At 70.0% G+C, this 19,636-nt stretch carries 13 protein-coding genes; 4 read left to right on the forward strand and 9 right to left on the reverse strand.

Annotated features, from left to right (window positions below):
• Window positions 1–118: 118 nt before the first annotated feature.
• The gene (locus ACQP1S_RS18855; protein WP_432897100.1) at window positions 119–2,458 is read left to right on the forward strand and encodes a beta-L-arabinofuranosidase domain-containing protein; all 2,340 of its coding nucleotides are present in this window, start codon (window positions 119–121) and stop codon (window positions 2,456–2,458) included.
• Window positions 2,459–2,741: 283 nt separating this feature from the next.
• On the opposite strand, the gene ACQP1S_RS18860 is transcribed toward ACQP1S_RS18855, so the two are convergent.
• The 4 genes from ACQP1S_RS18860 to chvE all read right to left on the reverse strand — a co-directional run bounded on the left by ACQP1S_RS18860 (window position 2,742) and on the right by chvE (window position 9,199).
• Complete coding sequence (locus tag ACQP1S_RS18860) at window positions 2,742–4,841, reverse strand: family 43 glycosylhydrolase (RefSeq protein ID WP_176738914.1); 2,100 nt, start codon at window positions 4,839–4,841, stop codon at window positions 2,742–2,744.
• Between the two features lie 343 nt (window positions 4,842–5,184).
• A complete protein-coding gene (gene mmsB / locus ACQP1S_RS18865; protein ID WP_091243411.1) occupies window positions 5,185–6,435 on the reverse strand; it encodes a multiple monosaccharide ABC transporter permease in 1,251 nt (416 codons plus the stop codon).
• Window positions 6,432–7,970, reverse strand: coding sequence for a multiple monosaccharide ABC transporter ATP-binding protein (gene mmsA / locus ACQP1S_RS18870; protein ID WP_091243414.1), 1,539 nt, complete (start codon window positions 7,968–7,970; stop codon window positions 6,432–6,434). Before mmsA ends, mmsB begins: the two co-directional genes overlap by 4 nt.
• Window positions 7,971–8,056: 86 nt before the next feature.
• Complete coding sequence (chvE, locus tag ACQP1S_RS18875; protein WP_432897106.1) at window positions 8,057–9,199, reverse strand: multiple monosaccharide ABC transporter substrate-binding protein; 1,143 nt, start codon at window positions 9,197–9,199, stop codon at window positions 8,057–8,059.
• Window positions 9,200–9,619: 420 nt separating this feature from the next.
• On the opposite strand from chvE, the gene ACQP1S_RS18880 reads away from it, so the two are divergent.
• Complete coding sequence (locus tag ACQP1S_RS18880; protein WP_432897109.1) at window positions 9,620–10,948, forward strand: hypothetical protein; 1,329 nt, start codon at window positions 9,620–9,622, stop codon at window positions 10,946–10,948.
• A 95-nt stretch (window positions 10,949–11,043) separates the two neighbouring features.
• On the opposite strand, the gene ACQP1S_RS18885 is transcribed toward ACQP1S_RS18880, so the two are convergent.
• Genes ACQP1S_RS18885 through ACQP1S_RS18900 form a run of 4 tightly spaced genes read right to left on the reverse strand, consistent with a single transcriptional unit; the run spans window position 11,044 to window position 15,348 of the window.
• The gene (locus ACQP1S_RS18885) at window positions 11,044–12,198 is read right to left on the reverse strand and encodes a serine hydrolase domain-containing protein (RefSeq protein ID WP_432897112.1); all 1,155 of its coding nucleotides are present in this window, start codon (window positions 12,196–12,198) and stop codon (window positions 11,044–11,046) included.
• 2 nt (window positions 12,199–12,200) lie between these two features.
• On the reverse strand, window positions 12,201–13,025 hold the full coding sequence (locus tag ACQP1S_RS18890; protein WP_091243426.1) for a carbohydrate ABC transporter permease: 825 nt from the start codon (window positions 13,023–13,025) through the stop codon (window positions 12,201–12,203).
• Entirely contained in the window at window positions 13,022–13,993 is a 972-nt protein-coding gene (locus tag ACQP1S_RS18895) for a carbohydrate ABC transporter permease (protein WP_091243430.1), read from the reverse strand. The genes ACQP1S_RS18890 and ACQP1S_RS18895 overlap by 4 nt, the downstream gene beginning before the upstream one ends.
• On the reverse strand, window positions 13,990–15,348 hold the full coding sequence (locus ACQP1S_RS18900; RefSeq protein WP_432897116.1) for an ABC transporter substrate-binding protein: 1,359 nt from the start codon (window positions 15,346–15,348) through the stop codon (window positions 13,990–13,992). Before ACQP1S_RS18900 ends, ACQP1S_RS18895 begins: the two co-directional genes overlap by 4 nt.
• A gap of 411 nt (window positions 15,349–15,759) precedes the next feature.
• Here ACQP1S_RS18900 and ACQP1S_RS18905 point away from each other — a divergent pair, with 411 nt between their 5' ends.
• Together ACQP1S_RS18905 and ACQP1S_RS18910 are read left to right on the forward strand one after the other, a co-directional pair.
• A complete protein-coding gene (locus ACQP1S_RS18905) occupies window positions 15,760–16,785 on the forward strand; it encodes a LacI family DNA-binding transcriptional regulator (protein ID WP_432897119.1) in 1,026 nt (341 codons plus the stop codon).
• Window positions 16,786–16,908: 123 nt separating this feature from the next.
• Window positions 16,909–17,862 carry a family 43 glycosylhydrolase gene (locus tag ACQP1S_RS18910; RefSeq protein WP_432897122.1) on the forward strand — a complete coding sequence of 318 codons (954 nt, stop codon included), beginning with the start codon at window positions 16,909–16,911 and terminating at the stop codon, window positions 17,860–17,862.
• A gap of 187 nt (window positions 17,863–18,049) precedes the next feature.
• On the opposite strand, the gene ACQP1S_RS18915 is transcribed toward ACQP1S_RS18910, so the two are convergent.
• Window positions 18,050–19,621 (reverse strand): glycoside hydrolase family 27 protein, encoded by a 1,572-nt coding sequence (locus tag ACQP1S_RS18915; RefSeq protein WP_432908135.1) that lies wholly within the window; start codon window positions 19,619–19,621, stop codon window positions 18,050–18,052.
• Window positions 19,622–19,636 lie beyond the last annotated feature (15 nt).

The following is a 19,636-nucleotide window of genomic DNA, read 5'->3' on the forward strand; positions in this document are numbered from 1 at the left end:
GCCGGCCCGCTCCGCCCCACCAGGGCGGGCCGGCACCCCAGCACCGGCACCACCAACGATCCCGTACGACACGTCCCGGGCAGGCGTTAGCCCGCCGTCCGGTCAACCGGAGGTCCCCATGTCAGTCCCGTCCCTCAACCGACGCCAGCTCCTCCAGGCCGCAGGCGCCACCGCGCTGGTCTCCGCCACCGGTAGCGCCCTCCTCGGGTCGACGCCGGCCGCCGCGGCGCTGGTGGTCCCCCCGGCCCGGCCGGACCTCGGCGTCTCCGCGTACCCGTTCGAGCTGGGTCAGGTCCGGCTGACCGCCGGCCGACTGCTGGACAACCAGAACCGGACGCTGAGCTACCTGCGGTTCGTCGACGTCGACCGGATGCTCCGCAACTTCCGGGCCAACCACCGGCTCGGCACCAACAACGCCGCCTCCAACGGTGGCTGGGACGCGCCGTCGTTCCCGTTCCGCTCCCACATGCAGGGCCACTTCCTGACCGCCTGGGCGCAGGCGTACGCCGTGCTGGGCGACACCACCTGCCGGGACAAGGCGAACTACATGGTGGCCGAGCTGGCCAAGTGCCAGGCCAACAACGGCGCGGCCGGGTTCACCGCCGGTTACCTGTCCGGCTTCCCGGAGTCCGACTTCGCGGCGCTCGAGGCCCGGACGCTGTCCAACGGCAACGTGCCCTACTACTGCATCCACAAGACCTTGATCGGGCTGCTCGACGTCTGGCGTTACATCGGCAACACGCAGGCCCGTTCGGTGCTGCTGGCATTGGCCGGCTGGGTCGACACCCGCACCTCGCGGCTGAGCTACAACCAGATGCAGTCGATGCTGGGGACCGAGTTCGGCGGCATGAACGAGGCGCTGACCGACATCTACCAGTACACCGGCGACGGACGTTGGCTCACCGTCGCCCAGCGCTTCGACCACGAAAGCGTGTTCAGCCCGCTGGCCTCCAACTCCGACCAGCTCAACGGCAAGCACGCCAACACCCAGGTGCCCAAGTGGATCGGCGCGGCGCGGGAGTTCAAGGCGACCGGCACCACCCGGTACCGCGACATCGCCAGCAACGCGTGGAACATCACCGTCAACGCACACACCTACGTCATCGGCGGCAACAGCCAGGCCGAGCACTTCCGGCCGCCGAACGCGATCGCCGGCTACCTGAGCAACGACACCTGCGAACACTGCAACACCCACAACATGCTCAAGCTGACCCGGGAGCTGTGGCTGCTCGACCCGAACCGGGTCGCGTACTTCGACTACTACGAGCGCGCGCTGCTCAACCACGTCGTCGGCGCGCAGAACCCGGCCGACGGCCACGGCCACGTCACCTACTTCACCCCGCTCAAGCCGGGTGGACGCCGGGGCGTCGGCCCGGCCTGGGGCGGCGGCACCTTCAGCACCGACTACAACTCGTTCTGGTGCTGTCAGGGCACCGGCATCGAGGCGAACACCAAGCTGATGGACTCGATCTACTTCTACAACGGCACCACGCTGACGGTGAACCTGTTCGTGCCGTCGGTGCTGACCTGGTCGCAGCGCGGGATCACCGTCACCCAGAGCACCAGCTACCCGGCCAGCGACACCAGCACGCTCACCATCGACGGCACGATGAGCGGCTCGTGGAGCATCCGGGTCCGGATTCCGGCCTGGGCCACCGGCGCGACGATCGCCGTCAACGGCGAGACCCAGAGCGTGTCGACCAATCCCGGCAGCTACGCCACGGTCACCCGCACCTGGGCGGCCGGCGACACCATCACCGTCCGCCTGCCGATGAAGGTCGTCGTGCAGCAGGCCAACGACAACGCCAACGTCGGCGCCCTCACCTACGGGCCGGCGGTGCTGGCCGGCAACTACGGCAACACCGCCCTGAACGCCCTGCCGTCGCTCAATGTCTCGTCGGTCACCCGGACCAGCACCAGCACGCTGGCGTTCACCGCCACCGCCAACGGGTCCACGGTCAACCTCGGGCCGTTCTACGACGCCCACGGGTTCAACTACACGGTCTACTGGAGCACCACCGGCGGCAGCCCGGGTGGCGCCAGTTCCCGTCTCGTCAACGTCGGCAGCGGCCTGGTCCTCGGCATCCAGAACATGTCCACCGCCGACGGTGGGCTCGCCCTCCAGTGGGGTGACACCGGCACCGCCGACCACAACTGGGTGGTGGTGACCGACGGCGACGCGGTCCGGTTCCGCAACGTCAACAGCGGCAAGGTCCTCGGCGTGGAGAACATGTCCACCGCCGACAACGCCCGGGTCCTGCAGTGGGCGGACAACGGCACCGCCGACCACCGCTGGGTCCTGGTGAACCAGGGTGACGGCACCTACAAGATCCGCAACGTCCACAGCGGCAAGCTGCTCGGCATCCTCAACGGCTCGACCACCCAGGGCGCCCAGGCCGTGCAGGACTCCGACAACGGCAGCGCGGACAACCGGTGGCGGATCGTCGCCAACCAGTAGTGGTTGGTGTGGACCGGCCGCAGGTCCGCCACCGCCGGCGAGACGGTGGCGGACCTGCGGCCTGACGAATGGGGCTGCCCCGATCGGGGCAGCCCCATTCCGTTTGCACCTGAACCCGGCACGAACCGGAGCCGGCGAACCGGAGCCGGCACGAAGAGCCGGCACGAACCCGGGGCCGGCACGAACCGGAGCCTGGCCGCCGGGGCCGCCCGTGCCGACCGGGGCCGCTGGGCGGTCCGACGGTACGGGCGGCCCCGGCGTCTGCCGGCCGCGACCGGATGGGTCAGGGGGTGGTCAGCTGGAACTGGCGGATCGTGCTGGTGCCACCGAGGGCCTGGGTGGCGTGGTTGAAGATGGCGAAGCGGTAGCCCATGAAGAACTGCCAGTTGCTGTCGAGGGTGAGCGCGTTGCCCAGGGCGGTGAAGTTGGTGCCGTCGGTGCTGTAGGAGAACCGGGCCTGCCGGCCGGAGCCGGGCCGGATGTCGGCGGTGGCCCGCAGCCAGATCCGGCCCCCGCTGACCGGCGCGGACGCGATCTCGGTACCGGTGTTGGTGGTTCGCCAACTGCCGTCCATGGTGAGGTTGTTGGTCATCGACACCCGGGTCGCCCCGTTGTCGCGCCGGACGCCGATCCAGGCCGACGAGTTGCGCAGCACCGCCAGCCCGGTCCGGTCGCCGTCACGCAGCGCCGAGTAGTCGAGTTCGACGGTGGCGGTGGAGGTGGGCCCCTGGATCCGGTGGGTGACCGTGTTCCGGGCGCTGTAGAGGTCGTTGGTCACGGTGGCGGTCTGCAACCGCAGGCCGTTGTTGACCGACCACTTGGTGTTGTCCGGGTTGTGGTTCCACTCCCACTGCGGGCCGAGGGTGCTGCCGGCGAAGGTGTCGGTGCCGGTCAGCGGCTTGACCGGCCGGATCGGCAACGGATTCGGGTACGACGCGCCCCAGCCCCCGTTGACCGTCTGGATCTGCGGCCAGCCGTCGGCGGTCCAGGTGATCGGGGCCAGGGCGGGCACCCGCCCACCGGGGTAGGCGTCGACGAAGGACATGTAGTACCACTGTCCACCTGCGGTCTGCACCAGTCCGCCCTGGTGCGGCACGCCGCCGCCGGAGATCGGGCCGGGCATGTTGAGCAGCACCTGCCGCATCTCGTACGGGCCGAACGGGCTCGACGACTTCAGGATGTACTGACCGTTGGCCGGCCGGGTGAGGAAGATGTAGTAGCTGCCGTTGCGCTTGTAGAACCGGGCCCCCTCCAGGGTGCCCACGCTCGACGGGGTGGAGAAGACCTGCTGGCTGCGGACCTCGCTCTTGCCGTCCGCCGACAGCTGCGCCACGCTGATCTGGCTGTTGCCGTAGGCGACGTACATGGTGTCGTTGTCGTCCACCAGCATGCCGGCGTCGTAGTAGCACTTGTTGATGGTGGCGTGCTGGTTCCAGGCCCCGTCCACCGCGGCGGCGGTGTAGATGTAGGTCTTGGCGAAGTCGATGCAGCCGGCCCAGTAGTAGGTGCTGTTGCTCGGGCGGTAGTTCAGCGTCGACGCCCAGATCCCGTTGACGTACGCCCGCCCGCCGGACATGTCGTACTTCGCGCCGAAGTCGAGCTTGGGCACCGAGTGCCCGGCGAACTCCCAGTTCACCAGGTCGTAGGAGCGCAGGATCGGGGCGCCCGGGGAGTAGTGCATGGTCGAGGCGGACAGGTAGAACGCGTCACCGACCCGGATGATGTCGACGTCGGCGAAGTCCTGCCACACCACCGGGTTGGTGAACGAGCCATTCGCCGGTGGCGTGGTGGGAGGCGTGGTGGGGGTGGTGCCGTCGACGCGGACGAGTTGCCACTGCTGGTTGGTGCCGCCCCAGTCGGCGTACTGGACGATGTTCCCGCCGTCGGCCGTCGAGGCGCCCTGCACCTCCACCGCCTTGCCGCTGTTGCGGTTGAGCAGCCGGACGTAGCCGTCGGCCGAGTCGGCGAGCCGGAACTGCTGGTTGGTGCCGTTGCCGTCGGTCCACTGCACGATCGCCGCGCCGTCGGCGGTGGACCGGCTGGAGACGTCGAGGACCTTGCCCGAGTTCCGTGACTTCAACCGGTAGTAGCCGCCGCCGGAGTCGACGAACTGCCACTGCTGGTTGGTACCGTCACCGCGGGTCCACTGGGTGATCCGCGCCCCGTCGTTGGTGGCCCGGTTGTACACGTCCAGCGCCTTGCCGCTGTTACGGTTCACCAACACGTACCAGGCGTTGGTGTCCACCGTCGCCGCGGCCGCCCCCGTCGACTCGACCACGACGAGACCACCGCCGACCAGCACCGTCAACAGCGCGGCGACGACCCGCGACCACCAGCCGCGCCGCCGCCGGACCGCGATCGGCACCTCACCCATGGCTACCATGACCCTCCTTCACCAACGGTCGATCGACGGTCGCCCCGGAACACCGTCCGGACCCCGTCGTCGCATTGTTCGAAGCCTGCCGATGTCAACGTTCACTCGGCGACGCGTCCGCGATGGCGCGCGACACGGGGCAGCGGCCGGCCAGGGATAGCGACCAGCCACTACGGGAACGGCTTCAGCTATCCATAGACTGTGAGCGATAACATGATGCCCGTCAAGCGGAAACATCGCGGACACGATCGATGGACAGACGGCAGGCACCCCGGGACACCGTCGGGTGGAGCCGAGGTGTTCCGGGGTGCCTGGGTGGAGGACCGGAGTGCGGCCGAGCGCCGCCCCGCCGTCAGCGGGAGGAGCCGGCGCGGCGCTTGTTGTAGACGTCGAAGGCCACGGCGACAAGCAGCACCAGGCCCTTGACCACCGACTGGATGGACTGGTCGATGCCCATGAGCTGCATCCCGTTGCTCATCACCGCCATGATCAGACCACCGACCATCGCGCCGACCACGGTGCCGACCCCGCCGGTGACCGCAGCGCCGCCGATGAACGCGGCGGCGATCGCGTCGAGTTCGAACATGTTGCCCGCGGCGGGCTGGGCGCCGTTGGAACGCGAGGAGTAGATCACCCCGGCCACCGCCGCCAGGAAGCCCATGTTGACGAACATCCAGAAGTTGACCGTCCGCACCTTCACGCCGGACAGCATCGCCGCCGAGAGGTTGCCGCCGATCGCGTAGACCTGCCGGCCGAAGACGGTACGCCGGGTGAGCAGGCCGTAGACCAGCACCAGCGCGGCCAGGATGATCAGCACGATCGGCAGGCCCCGGGCGTGCGCCAACTGCCAGGCGAAGTACATGATGACCGCGCCCACCAGCACCACCCGGGCGACGAACAGCGGGAACGACTCGACCGGCTGCTGGTAGCGGACCCGGGCCACCCGGGTCCGGAAGCCGCTCACCGCGTACCCGGCCACCGCGATGGCGCCGATCAGCAGGGTGAAGGCGTCGAAGCCGTCCCCGCCGAGCAGGCCGTTGAGGAAGCCGGCCGCGACCTGCTGGTAGTCGGCGGGGAACGGGGAGAGCGAGATGTTGTCCAGCACCCGCAGGGTCAGACCCCGGAACAGCAGCATGCCGGCGAGCGTCACGATGAAGGCCGGGATGCCGGCGTACGCCACCCAGAAGCCGTGCCACGCGCCGACCGCGACCCCCACCGCCAGCGCGGCCAGGATGCCGACCCACCACGGGTAGCCCTGTTGGATGACCAGCACGGCGGAGACCGCCCCGGTGAGGGCGACCACCGAGCCCACCGACAGGTCGATGTGCCCGCCGATGATGATGATCACCATGCCGATCGCCAGCACCAGGATGTAGGAGTACTGGAGCACGATGTTGGTGATGTTGCCGGGGCTCAGCGACACCCCGTCGGTGAGCACGGCGAAGAGCCCGACGATGACGACCAGCGCGACGTAGATGCCGCTCTGCCGCAGGTTGTTCATGATCAGCGCACGCAGGTTGCTGGTGCCGGCGTGCAGGGCGACGCCCGGGCTCTTCCCGGTGGGCGGCGGGGACGGCGGCGATGAGGTCTTGACGCTGGTCATCCCACGCGCTCCTTGTCCTTCGTCATCAGGTCCATGAGGTTCTCCTGGGTCGCCTCGGCCACCGGCACCTGGCCGGTGATGCGGCCGGCGGCGAGGGTGTAGATGCGGTCGCACATGCCGAGCAGCTCCGGCAGCTCCGAGGAGATCAGGATCACCGCCTTGCCCTCGGCGACGAGCCGGTTGACGATCGTGTAGATCTCGAACTTCGCGCCGACGTCGATCCCCCGGGTCGGCTCGTCCAGGATCAGTACGTCCGGGTTGGTGAACAGCCACTTCGACAGCACGACCTTCTGCTGGTTGCCGCCGGAGAGCTTGCCCACCACGGCCATCACGCTGGTCGTCTTGATGTTCATGTCGCGCCGGCTCTGCTCGGCGACCTTGATCTCCTCGTTGCCGTTGACCCAGCCGAACCGGGCGAGGCGGCCGAGCGCGGCGGCGGAGACGTTGCGCCGTACGTCGTCGATGAGGTTGAGACCGAAGCGCTTGCGGTCCTCGGTGACATAGGCGATGCCGTGCTCGATGGCCTCGGCGACGCTGTGCGCCCGGACCTCCCGGCCCCGCACGAACAGCCGGCCCCGCACGTCCCGGCCGTACGACCGGCCGAAGACGCTCATCGCCAACTCGGTCCGACCGGCGCCCATCAGCCCGGCGATGCCGACCACCTCGCCGGCGCGGACGTCCAGGCTGGCGTCGTCGACGACGAGCCGGTCCTGGCTGGGGTGCCGGACGCTCCAGTTCTCGATGCGCAGCACCTCCTCCCCCGGCGACGAGACCCGGTCGGGATAGAAGCTGTCCAGGTCCCGGCCGACCATGCCCCGGATGATCCGCTCCTGGGTGACCTCCCCGGAGGCCAGGGAGAGCGTCTCCACGGTGCGCCCGTCCCGGATGACCGTGGTCGAGTCGGAGATCGCGGTGACCTCGTTGAGCTTGTGCGAGATCAGGATGCAGGTGATGCCCTGGTCGCGCAGCCGGCGCAGCAGGTCGAGCAGGTGCGCCGAGTCGATGTCGTTGAGCGCGGCGGTCGGCTCGTCCAGGATGAGCAGCCGGACCTTCTTGGACAGCGCCTTGGCGATCTCGACCAGCTGCTGCTTGCCGACGCCGAGCTGGATCACCGGGGTGACCGGGTTCTCGTGCAGGCCCACCGACGCCAGCAGCGTGGCGGCCTCGGCGTTGGCCCGGTTCCAGTCGATGAGGCCGCCCGGGCCGCGCCGCTCGTTGCCGAGGAAGATGTTCTCGGCGATCGACAGGTGCGGCACCAGGGCGAGTTCCTGGTGGATGATGACGATGCCCTGGGACTCGCTGTCGCGGATGCCCCGGAAGTGCACCGGCTTACCGTCCAGCACGATCTCACCGTCGTAGGAGCCGGTCGGGTGCACCCCGGAGAGCACCTTCATCAGGGTGGACTTGCCGGCGCCGTTCTCGCCGCAGATGGCGTGGATCTCCCCCCGGCGCACCGCGAGGGAGACGTCCGAAAGCGCGGTCACCCCGGGAAAGGTCTTCGTGATGCGTCGCATCTCGAGGATGGTGTCGTCCATGGTCAGCGTCCTGATCGTCGAAGCCTGCGGCGGGCTTCCGATGCGTCGGGCGCGGCGGCCGGTCACCGCCGCGCCCGACGACCGGCTTACTTCTTGGCCTGGCCGGCGGCGACCTCTTCGGCCGACCAGTAACCGGAGTCGATCACCACCTTCTTGATGTCGTCCTTGAAGACGGTCTCGATCGGCAGCAGGTAGGCCGGCACGACCTTGATCTTGTTGTTGTAGGTCTTGGTGTCGTTGGCCTGCGGCTGCTTGTCCTGGAGGAACGCCTCCGCCGCGATGACAGCCTGCTCGGCGAGCAGCCGGGTGTCCTTGAAGACGGTGGAGCTCTGCACCCCGTCGTTGATCAGCTTGATCGAGGCGATCTCGGCGTCCTGGCCGGTCACCACGGGCAGCTTCTTGGCGCCCTTGCCGTAGCCGGCGTTCTGCAGGGCGGTGATGATGCCCCGGGAGATCCCGTCGTACGGCGAGAGCACCCCGTTGACCACCGTGCCGTCGTTGTAGGTGGAGGTGAGCAGGTTCTCCATCCGCTGCTGCGCGGTCTCCTGCTGCCAGCGCAGGATCGCCGCCTGCTCGATCCGGGTCTGGCCGGACTTGACCTTCAGCGTGCCGCTCTCGATGAACGGCTTGAGGGTGTCCATCGCCCCGCCCCAGAAGTACTGGGTGTTGTTGTCGTCCAGCGAGCCGGCGAACAGCTCGATGTTGAACGGGCCCTTCGCGGTGCCCTTCGCGCCGTCCTTGGTCTGCAGGCCGAGGCCGACCAGCAGGGCGGTCGCCTGGGCCACCCCGACCTTGTAGTTGTCGAAGCTGACGTAGAAGTCGACGTTCTTGTTGCCCAGCAGCAGCCGGTCGTAGGAGATGACCGGGATCTTCGCGGCGGCGGCGGCGTCCAACTGGCCGCTGAGCGCGGTGCCGTCGATGGCCGCGATGATCAGGACGTCCGCGCCCTGCGTGATCATCTGGTCGACCTGCTGGGACTGGGTGGGGATGTCGTCACCGGCGTACTGGAGGTCGACCTTGTAACCCTTGGCCTCCAGCTTCTCCTTCACCGCCTTGCCGTCGGCGATCCACCGCTCCGAGGTCTGCGTCGGCATGGAAACGCCGATGGTCAGATCGGCGGGCTTCTTGTCGCTGCTGTCGCCGCCGCCGCCCGCTCCCCCGCCACTGCACGCGGCAAGGCTGAACGCCAGTGCCGCGCCGCCGAGCGCGACCAGGAATTTCCTGCGCACAGGTTTCTCCTCTCCAGAACTCCCGCCGACTGCGGGGACCACCTGTCACCTTTCGGGGTAGTGTTAGCGCTCACATCGCCCCCGTCAACACCCCCCCGGAAATCCGGACGTCACGGTCTCGTAACGGGCGTCTCCGACTTGTCCCCCCACCGACCCCCCGCCCACCGGGTCGGCGCAGGGCGGTTTCCGTTGCGGCCACGCCGATTCCGACCCGCCCACCTGCACCGGGGCGGCTGGTCGGCCGCCGACGACGTCACGCCTGGTTTCAGACTTGTTACGGGCCCGTCATTGACACCGGACAATCGGCGCTACATGCTCGGCTAAATCCATTTAGCGGCCAGCCTCCTCCCGCGCGCATCCGGTGCTCCGGATGCCGGTGCCGCCGGGAGCCGATGGCCGCGCCCCGCGGAAAGGACCCGGATGAGACTGCGCAGAGGACTGATCCCGCTCGCCGCGACGCTCGTGCTGGCCGCCTCCGCCGGCCCGGCGTACGGCGTCCCGGGCGGTGACCGGGGCGGCCGGGACGCGATCCGCAGCATCACCCCGATCACCACCGTCTACACCTACGGCCAGAAGGTCTCCGCGGTGGCCGTCGAGTACGGCGCGACGGTCAACCCCCGGACGCTGGACAACGGCACCTTCGGGGTGGCCGACACGATCTACAACTTCCGCTTCAACCCCATCGAGGACCTGCCGAAACTCGCCGACCGCACGGTCACCCGCACCTACACCAACAACGCGCCGGCCCCCCGTGCCGACCACCGCTCGACGCCCGGGCGGTACGTCATCGTCGAGCTGGACCCCGCCGACCCCGGCGGCTGGACGGTGATCGTCTCCAAGTGCCCGACCTTCCTCTGCTCGGTGAAGGTCAACCCCGAGCTGCCGACCCGGGTGGTGCAGCGCAAGGACGTGCACGCCGCCCCCGGCCGGGGGAAGGGCAAGGGCCCGGTGCTGGCCAAGGCGACCCCGCGCCAGTCCCGCCCGGTCACCGAGGCGTCGGTCGACCCACAGGTCGACGAGTTCCGCTACGGATCGTTCCTGAGCGCCGGCATGGTGCTGCCCTACCACTACCGGCTGCCGCGCAACTACCAGCCGGGCCGCACCTACCCGCTGGTGGTCGTCCTGCCCGGACACGGGATGGGCTGGGACGGGGACAACCTCGGCGTACAGCTCGCCGCCGACATCCCGGCGACCGCCTGGTCGCAGCCGAGCTGGACCGGCAGCCGGGAGGACGTGATCGTCCTCGCCCCGCAGCACCAGCGGGTCGGTGGGGTGGCCGAGGCCGACCTGCTGGTCAAGCTGCTCGACACGTTCGTCGGCGAGTACGCCGTGGACACCCGCCGGGTCTACGCGACCACCGTGTCGTACGGCTCCCAGCTGATGTGGGAGGCGTTCGCCAAGCGTCCGGACCTGTTCGCCGGTGGGCTGGTCACCGGGGGCTTCCCGGTCAACGCCGGCCAGGCCACCGCGATCGCCGCCGCCGAGGTCCCGATCTGGATCACCCACGGCGAGCACGACCACCTGCTCGACGTCTCGGGCGCGCGCACCTCCTCGGCCGCGCTGCGGCAGGCGTACGAGGCCCGGGGCAAGACCCCGGCGCAGATCGCCGGCCTGGTCCGCTACACCGAGTACGCCGACTCGGCGTTCACCCTGCCGGACTACCACGCGGCGTTCGGGCCGACCTATTCCGACGGTCGCATCCTGCGTTGGCTGCTGGCCCAGCGCAGGCCGGCGAAGTCGGCCGACTGAGTCACCGGGCAGCCGCGCTGCGGTGACCAGCACAGACGTGCGCCCCGGAGGCCCGATGAGGGGCCGCCGGGGCGCACGTCGGTCGTCCCGCGTGGTCAGTCGTCCAGGCAGGACCGCAGGGCGGCGGTCAGCAGGTTGGCCCGTTCGTCGCCCATGCCCTGCATCTGGTTCACCACGTAGCCGAATCCGACCTGGTGGGCGTCGTCGCCGAAGGCGAGGTTCCCACCCGCGCCGTCGTGACCGAAGCTGCGCTCACCGAGCAGCGGCCGGGCCGGCGGCGAGTGCAGCAGGAAGCCGCTGCCCCAGCGCTGGCCGGTGTCGGGCGGGCCGTGCCGCTGCTGGCCCCGGGACCGCACGACCGTCGCGTCGTCCACCGATGCCGGGTCGAGCAGGGGCGGTCCCGCCACCGGCGACACACAGGCGGCGTAGAGGCGGGCCAGGCCGTCGGCCGTGCTCACCGCGCCCGCGCCCGGGATGCCGGCGGCCTGGATGGCCGGATCGTTGAAGCTGACCAGGCCGGCGTCGTCGGCGGGGAACGCGAACGCGCCCCCCATGGTGATCCCCCGGTCGGCCACCGGGTCGACGAACGGCTCCGGGTCGGGCGCCGGGGCCAGGTTCCACGCGACCGAGTCGCGTTCGCCGGCCGGCAGACCGAGCCAGGTCCGCAGGCCCAGCGGTGCCGCCAGGGCGTCGCGGAAGAACGCCCCGGGCAGTTGGCCGGTGATCCGGTGGATCACCTCGCCGATCAGCCAGCCGTACGTCATCGGGTGGTAGCTGTGCGCCGTGCCCGGTCGCCACAGCGGGGCCTGCGCCTCGATCGCCTTGATCACCGGGTCCCAGCCGAGCACCTCGTCGAGGGACAGCGGGCGGTCGAGCGCGGGCAGGCCGGACTGGTGGGTGAGCAACCAGCGCACCGGGATGTCGGCCTTGCCGTGCTGGCCGAACTCCGGCCAGTAGCGGGTGACCGGCGCGTCCAGGTCGAGCCGGCCCTGCTGCACCAGCAGGTAGGCGCAGATCGCCAGGATGCCCTTGGTGCAGGAGAAGACGACGACCGGCGTCTGCGGCGTCCAGGGCCGGCCGGTACGGGGGTCGGCCGTCCCGCCGTACAGGTCGACGACCCGGCGACCCCGCACGTAGACGGTGACCGCCGCGCCGACCTCCCCCCGGGTGGCGAAGTTGTCGCGGAAGACGTCGGCCACCCGCCCGAAACGTCCGTCGGCGTCGCCGTGGATCTGCGGCTGCGTGGCCACTGCTATCCCTTCAGTGAGCCCTGGATCAGGGCCTTGATGAACTGACGCTGGAAGATCAGGAACACGATCAGGGTCGGGGTGAGGATCAGCAGCGAACCGGCGCACAGCAGCACCAGGTCGGTGCCCCACTGGCCCTGGAACGCCCCGAGCGCGCCCGCCATCGTGCGCTTGGCCGGGTCGTCGACCAGCACGATGGCCAGCAGGAACTGGTTCCACGTCCAGAGGAACATCAGGATCGTCAGCGACGCGATGGCCGGCTTGGCCAGTGGCACCTGGACCCGCCAGAACAGCTGCCAGGTGCTGCTGCCGTCCACCCGGGCCGCCTCGGACAGCTCGACCGGCACGTTGCTGAAGTGCGCCCGCATCCAGAACACCGCGAACGGCATGTACAGCCCGATCAACGGCAGGATGATCGCCCACCGGGTGTTGAGCAGGCCGAGATCCTGCATCTGGTAGTAGAGCGGGGTGACCACGGCCTCGAACGGCAGGGTCAGTCCGAGCAGCAGCAGACCGAACACGATCCGGCCACCGGGGACCCGCAACTGGCCCAGCCCGAAGCCGGCCATGGTGGCGATCAGCACCGAGACCGGCACCACGCCGGCCACGATCAGCAGGCTGGAGCGCAGCAGCGCGCCCATGTTCGCCACCGTGAAGGCGTCGGCGAAGTTGCCCCACTGCGGGTCCGACGGCCAGGCCAGGCCGCTGGGGACGGTGCCGCGCGGCTGGAGCGCCGCGGAGAGCATGCTGACGAACGGCAGCAGGGTGACCACGACCAGGACGATCAGGAAGACCCGGCCGGTCAGGTTCTCGCGCCGGCTCAGGTTCATGACTTGTCCCCTCGGGTCAGTCGCTGGATCGGCAGCACGCAGAGCAGCACCAGCAGCATCAGGACGACGGCCAGCGCCGAGGCGAGCCCGACCTGCCGCTGCGAGAAGGCGAGCCGGTAGATCTCCAGGCCCGGCACGGTGGTCTGCAGGCCCGGACCACCGCTGGTCGAGATGTAGACGATGTCGAAGCTGGCCAGGGCGGCGATGATGGTCACCGTCAGGCAGACCCCGATCTCCTGGCGGAGGCTGGGCAGGGTGACGGCGAAGAACTCCCGGATCGGGCCGGCGCCGTCGAGCCGGGCCGCCTCGTACAGCGCGGGATCGATCTTGCTCATCCCGGTGACCAGCAGGATCGTGCAGAGGCCGAGCAGGACCCAGGCGCCGATGACGCCGACGGCGGGCAGCGCGGTGTCGAAGTCACCGAGCCAGGCACGGGCCACCCCGCCCAGGCCGACCGCGCGGAGCACCTGATTGATCAACCCGTTCGTCGACAGCAGCCAGCTCCACGCGATGCCCGCCGCCACCAGGGGGATGACCTGGGGCAGGAAGAGCACCGTCCGGACGACGGTGCCGAACGCGCCGGTGGTGATCCGGCGGACCAGGCTGGCCACCAGCAGGCCGAGCGCGACCGGGACGAAGCTGAAGAAGACGATCAGGACGAGCGCGTTACCGATGATCTTCAGCAGGTCGCTGTCGGTGAACACGGTGAGGTAGTTGTCCAGTCCCGCCCAGCGGGCCACCCCGATGCCGTTCCAGTTGTAGAACGAGTACTGGATGGTGAGCACGAGCGGGCGCAGGACGAAGGCCGCGTACATCACGACGGCGGGCAGGACGAAGAGCCAGCCCGTCCCGCCCGCGCGGGCCCACCGTTTCCGGTGGGCCCGCGCGGCGGAGGGACGGGTGGGACGGGCCGGTGTCGCCACCGGGTCGCCCCGCCCGGCCGGTGCGCTGCCGAAGGCAGACGTCATCGGGAGAGTTCCTTCGCGTATTCGGCCTGGACCGCCTTCACGTACCCCTCGGGCGTCTGCTGACCGGCGATCAGCTTCTGCATCTCCGGCGTGATCGCGGCGGCGAAGATGCCACCGGTGGCGTTCGCGGTGAAGTCCACCGCGCCGTTCTCCTCGCCGAGCTGCTGCGACGCCTTGAGCGTCTCGGCCAGCACGGTGTTCGGCGCGGCGGCCGGCACGGCCAGGTCGCTCGGGCCACCGGGGCTGGAGCCGCCGATCTTGACGGCGATCTCCCGGGCGGTGGGGTTGGTGTGCGCCCAGTTCAGGAAGAACGCGGCGGCGTCGGGATTCTTGGCCTTGGCGCCGATGCCGAAGGTGTTCGGGGCGGACATCGCCACGTGCTTGCCACCGGCCGACTCGCTCGGGAACAGGAAGAAGCCCACGTTGCCGGGCATCGTCTTGTCGAGGTTGGCCGACTCCCAGTCGCCGTTGAACATGAACAGACCGTTGTTCTTCTGGAACTCGCCCACCATGCTCGCGTAGTCCAGGGCGTTGGCGTCCTTCGGGAAGTAGCCGGCCTGGGCCCACTTCTGGATGGTCTGGGTGGCCTTCAGCGCAGCCGGGGTGTCGAACGTCGCGCCCGGCTTCTGGAAGATCCAGTCCGCCACCTGGGCCGGGTCGCCGAACTGGTTCTGCAACGCCTGGTGCGGGAAGTTGATGCCCGCGGTGTTCTTGTTGAACTGCATGATCGGCTGGACCCCGGCGGTCTTGGCCTTGGCCAGCAGCTGCGCGAACTCGGCGATGGTGGCCGGCGGCTGGGTCATCCCGACCTGCGCGGCCAGCTTCTTGTTGTAGAACACCCCGGTGACGCTGTAACCGAGGCCCATCCCCCACAGCGAGCCGGTGCCCCGGGTGGTGCCGCCCTCACCGACCCGCAGCTGCACCAGCTGGGAGGCGGGGAACTTGTCCCAGCCGTACGCGGTGAAGTAGGGGTCGAGGTTCTTGAGCAGGTCGTCCTTGACCAGGTCGACCATGGTGGGGAGCCGGATGATGTCCGGCGAGTTGTCCGAGGCCATCACCCGGGGCGCGTTCTCCACGATGACCGTGAACTGGTCCTCGCGGATGTTGAACGTGACGTTCGGGTGCTGCTTGGTGAACTCGTCGGCCAGCGCCTTGGCCAGCGGGAAGCCGGTCTCGGCGTACATCTCCAGGGTGATCGGGTGGGTGCCGAGGTCGGTGCTGACGGCGGCGTCGGCACCGGTGGTCGGCGACTCGTCCGCCCCGGGTGCGCTACACGCCGTGGCGGCCAGCCCCAGCGCCAGCACGGGGGCCAGGAGCGCCGCCCGGCGGGGGAATTTTGTCAACGATGTAGCCAATTGAGCACTCCTCGACTCGTCCGTGCGTGCCTTGGCCGCTGGTTCTGCCGGCCCATCGGACCGTCACGGTGGGTGACCAACCGCAACAGTACGTCGCGACCGGCGTGCCGCCACGGCACGCGATGCCGCCACCCATGGCTGCGCCCGGGGACGACCGAGAGTGCCGCCCGACCTGCCAGAAGTAGCCGCTAAACTGATTTAGCAGAGCATGCGCGCGGCGGCTTGAGCTGTCAAGGACAAAATTGCAACGGTCCGGAAACGTCTGGTTCACGCTCGGCCACCCCGGCCGGACGGCCGGACCGAGTGGCCGCCGACACCACGCCGAGTGGCCGCCGACACGGACCGGAGGCGGCGACGCATCATGATGGGCGGGAGCGGCGTCCGGGACACCGCCGGCGATTCGGAGGATTGATGGGCCGCAACAGAGCAACCCTGGCCGACGTCGCACGGCGGGCCGGGCTGTCCAAGACCGCCGCGTCGATGGTCCTCAACGGCCGGGAGGGCACCCGCCTCTCGGCCGAGGCACACCAGCGCGTCTTCGCCGCCGCCGAGGAACTCGGCTACCGGCCCAATCTGGCCGCCCGCAGCCTGCGTACCCGCAAGACCGCCACCATCGCGTTCGTCTCCGACATCGTGGCCACCACCCGGTTCGCCGGCGGTCTGATCCGGGGCGCGCTCGACGCGGCCCGGGAGCGGGACCACGTGCTGCTCATCACCGAGACCCAGGGCGACGCCACCTTCGAGCAGTACGCCATCGAGGCCATGCTCGACCGGCAGGTGGACGGGGTGATCTACGCCGCGATGGCGACCCGCCGGCTGACCGTACCCCCGGCCATCCTGGGCGGCCCGGTGGTGCTGCTCAACGCCACCAGCGCGGACGACCTGCCCTGTGTGCTCCCCGACGACGAGCGGGCCGGTCGCACCGTCACCGCCGCCCTGCTCGACCAGGGACACCGGGACCGGATCGCGCTGATCGGCCGCAACCGCCTCAAGGAGGACGACACCGAGGTCTCCCTCGCCGCGCGGGCCCGGCTACGCGGCATCCACCAGGCGCTCGGTGCGGCCGGGGTCGACCTGCTGACCGAGTGCTTCTGCGCCGAGTGGCTGCCCGAACACGGCTACGCCGCCATGCGCACGCTGTTGAGCCGGCCGGCCCGCCCGACCGCGATCATCTGCATGAACGACCGGCTCGCGTTCGGCGCCTACCAGGCCCTCGCCGAGGCCGGACTGACCGTCCCGGACGACATCTCGGTGGTCTCGTTCGACGACGACCCGATCGCCGCCTGGCTGCGCCCCGGCCTGTCCACCACCGCGTTGCCGCACGAGCAGATGGGCCGGCGGGCAGTCGAGATCCTCCTCGACGGCGGCGACGCCGAACCGTCCCTCGTCCCCATGCCGCTGCGGCGGCGCAGGTCGGTGGCCACCCCCGCCGAATAGCCCGGATCAGCCCGGCCGGACCGCCGGTCCGGCACCGCCGCAGCGCTCGCACCGGCCGGGCGGGGTGCGGTGGCGATGGACCCGACCTGGCCGCTAAAACGATTTAGTGCTAGCTTCCCCGCCATGCTACGTCTACCCGACCACTGGGTGTGGGACAGCTGGTACGCCCGGGACGACAACGACCGGTGGCACGCGTTCTTCCTGCGCGCCTCCCGCGCCCTGCACGACCCGCACCGCCGGCACCGCCGCGCCACGATCGGCCACGCCGTCTCGACCGACCTGCACACGTGGCAGCTGGTCGCCGACGCCCTCGTCCCGGCCGACGCGCCGAGCTGGGACGACCTCGCGACCTGGACGGGCTGCACGGTGCGCGGCCCGGACGGACGGTGGTACCTGTTCTACACCGGGGTCGGTCGCGCCGAGGACGGGCTGGTCCAGCGGATCGGCCTGGCCGTCTCCGACGACCTGACCACCTGGCACCGGCACGGCACCGGACCGCTCGTCGAAGCCGATCCCACCTGGTACGAACTGCTCGACCGGACGCTCTGGTACGAGCAGGCCTGGCGCGACCCGTGGGTGTTCCCCGACCCGGCCGGCGACGGTTGGCACATGCTCGTCACCGCCCGGGTCACCACCGGGCCGACCGAGGCGCGCGGCGTCATCGGTCACGCCACCTCACCGGACCTGGTGAACTGGACCGTCCAGCCACCGCTGTCGATCCCGGCCGGCTTCGGGCACCTGGAGGTGCCCCAGGTCGCCGTCGTCGACGGGCAGCCCCTGCTGCTGTTCTGCACCGACGCCGCCGGCACCCGCCGCGACGGACACCGGATCTGGGTGGCGGAAGGCCCCGACGTACGCGGCCCGTGGGACATCGCCTCGGCCCGCCCGTTCCCGCATCCGCACCTCTACGCGCCCCGGCTGGTCCCGGGCCCGGCCGGCGACTGGTCGCTCATCGGGTTCCTCGACCACGTCGACGGGGAGTTCGTCGGCGCACTGAGCGACCCGGTCCCGGTCCGCTACCGGCCCGGCAGCGGGCTGACCCCGGCCGGCACGCCGGCCACCACCGCGGCCGGCTGAGCATCCCCGGTCACCGCCCGGTCGCACGGGCCGGGCGGACGCCGCAGCGTCCACCGCCATGCGGGGTGGACGCCGGGCGGCGGACCCGGACGATGTCCGCACCACACCGTCCGGGTCCGGCACCGCTCGCCGTCGCCGCTCGCCCGACGCCCGGTCCCGCGTCGGGCGAGCGGCGACACCTGGTCGGTCAGCGGCGGTTCCAGCGCTGGTTGGTCGCCCCGGTGCACGACCAGAGCAGCACGGTGGTGCCGTTGGCGGTGCCGTTGTTGTTCACGTCCAGGCAGAGACCGGACTGCACGCCGCTGATCGTGCCGTTGGTGTTGAACGTCCACTGCTGGTTGGTCGCACCGTTGCAGTCCCAGATCTGGACCTTGGTGCCGGCGGTGGCGTTGGTCGGCGCGTCCAGGCACTTGCCGAGGGACTGGAGGGTCTGGCCGTTGGCCGTCCAGCGCTGGTTGGCGGCCCCGCTGCAGTCCCAGATCACCGGCTGGGTGCCGTTGGCGGTGCTGCTCTGCGGGACGTCCAGGCAGCGTCCGGAGGCGACACTGGCCAGCGCGCTCGCCGTGGACGGCGGCGGGGTCGTCGGCGGGGCCGTCCCGCCGCCGCTGACCCGGTACACCACCGTGCCGTGCGACGGCACACTCGCGGAGATGGTGCCGGTGCTGGTGGTGCTGGTGTTGGTCCAGGCGTCCACCAGGGTGAAGGAGGACCCGGACTTGCCGATCGCGGCGGCCGTGGTGGAGATCGTCGTCGTCGAGCCACCCTGGTTGAACAGGGCGACCGCGACGTCCCCGTTGGCCAGCCGCTTGGCCAGCACCCGGCGGGTGCCGTCGAAGGAGACCTGAGCGCCCTGCAACGCCAGGGAGTCCTGGTTGATGGCGACCAGGTTCGCGTTCTTGAGGATGGTCTGGGTGGCCGCGTTCATCGACCGGACGTCGTTGCCGGCGATCAGCGGCGAGGCCATGATCGCCCACATCGCGAAGTGGCTGCGCATCTCCGTGTCGGTCATGCCACCCCGGCCCACCTCCATCATGTCGGGGTCGGTGAACGCGCCGGGCTTGGCGTACGGGGCCAGCGGCACGTTGACGTCGATGATGTTCTGGATGCCCATCGGGTAGCCGTTGGTCTGGCCGCTGTTCCAGGTGTTGGTGATGTCCTCGGTGGTGCGCCACATGTTCGCCACGTCGCCCCAGTTGCGCTGCGGGCCGGTCTTGGCGTGGATGCTGTTGGGGTTGATGCTGTAGACGATCGGCCGGCCGGTGGCGGCCAGGGCGTCACGCATCTTGGCGAACGTGGCCACCTGCTGGTCGATGGACCCGTTCGGCGAGCACCAGTCGTACTTGAGGAAGTCGACGCCCCAGGCGGCGAACTGCCGGGCGTCCTGCACCTCGTGGCCCTGGCTGCCGGTCGCCCCCGGGTAGGAGTTGAAGTACTGGGCGCAGGTCTTGTCGACCGGCACCTGGTAGATGCCGAACTTCAGCCCCCGGGCGTGGATGTAGTCGCCGAGCGCCTTCATGCCGCTGGGGAACCGGGTCGGGTCACCCTGGAGGTTGCCCGCGGAGTCCCGGTTGGGGTTGAACCAGCAGTCGTCGACCACGACGTACTGGTAGCCCAGTTCCCGCATCCCGCTGCTGACCAGCGCGTCGGCCGTCTGCCGGATCAACGTCTCGTTGATGTTGCAGCCGAAGGAGTTCCAACTGTTCCAACCCATCGGTGGGGTCCGGGCCGTCCCGTTCTCCAACGCCTGCGCCACCGGCATCCGGATGCCCACCAG

Origin of the sequence: Micromonospora matsumotoense (genome assembly GCF_050951065.1) — a bacterium.
Lineage (GTDB): Bacteria > Actinomycetota > Actinomycetes > Mycobacteriales > Micromonosporaceae > Micromonospora > Micromonospora matsumotoensis.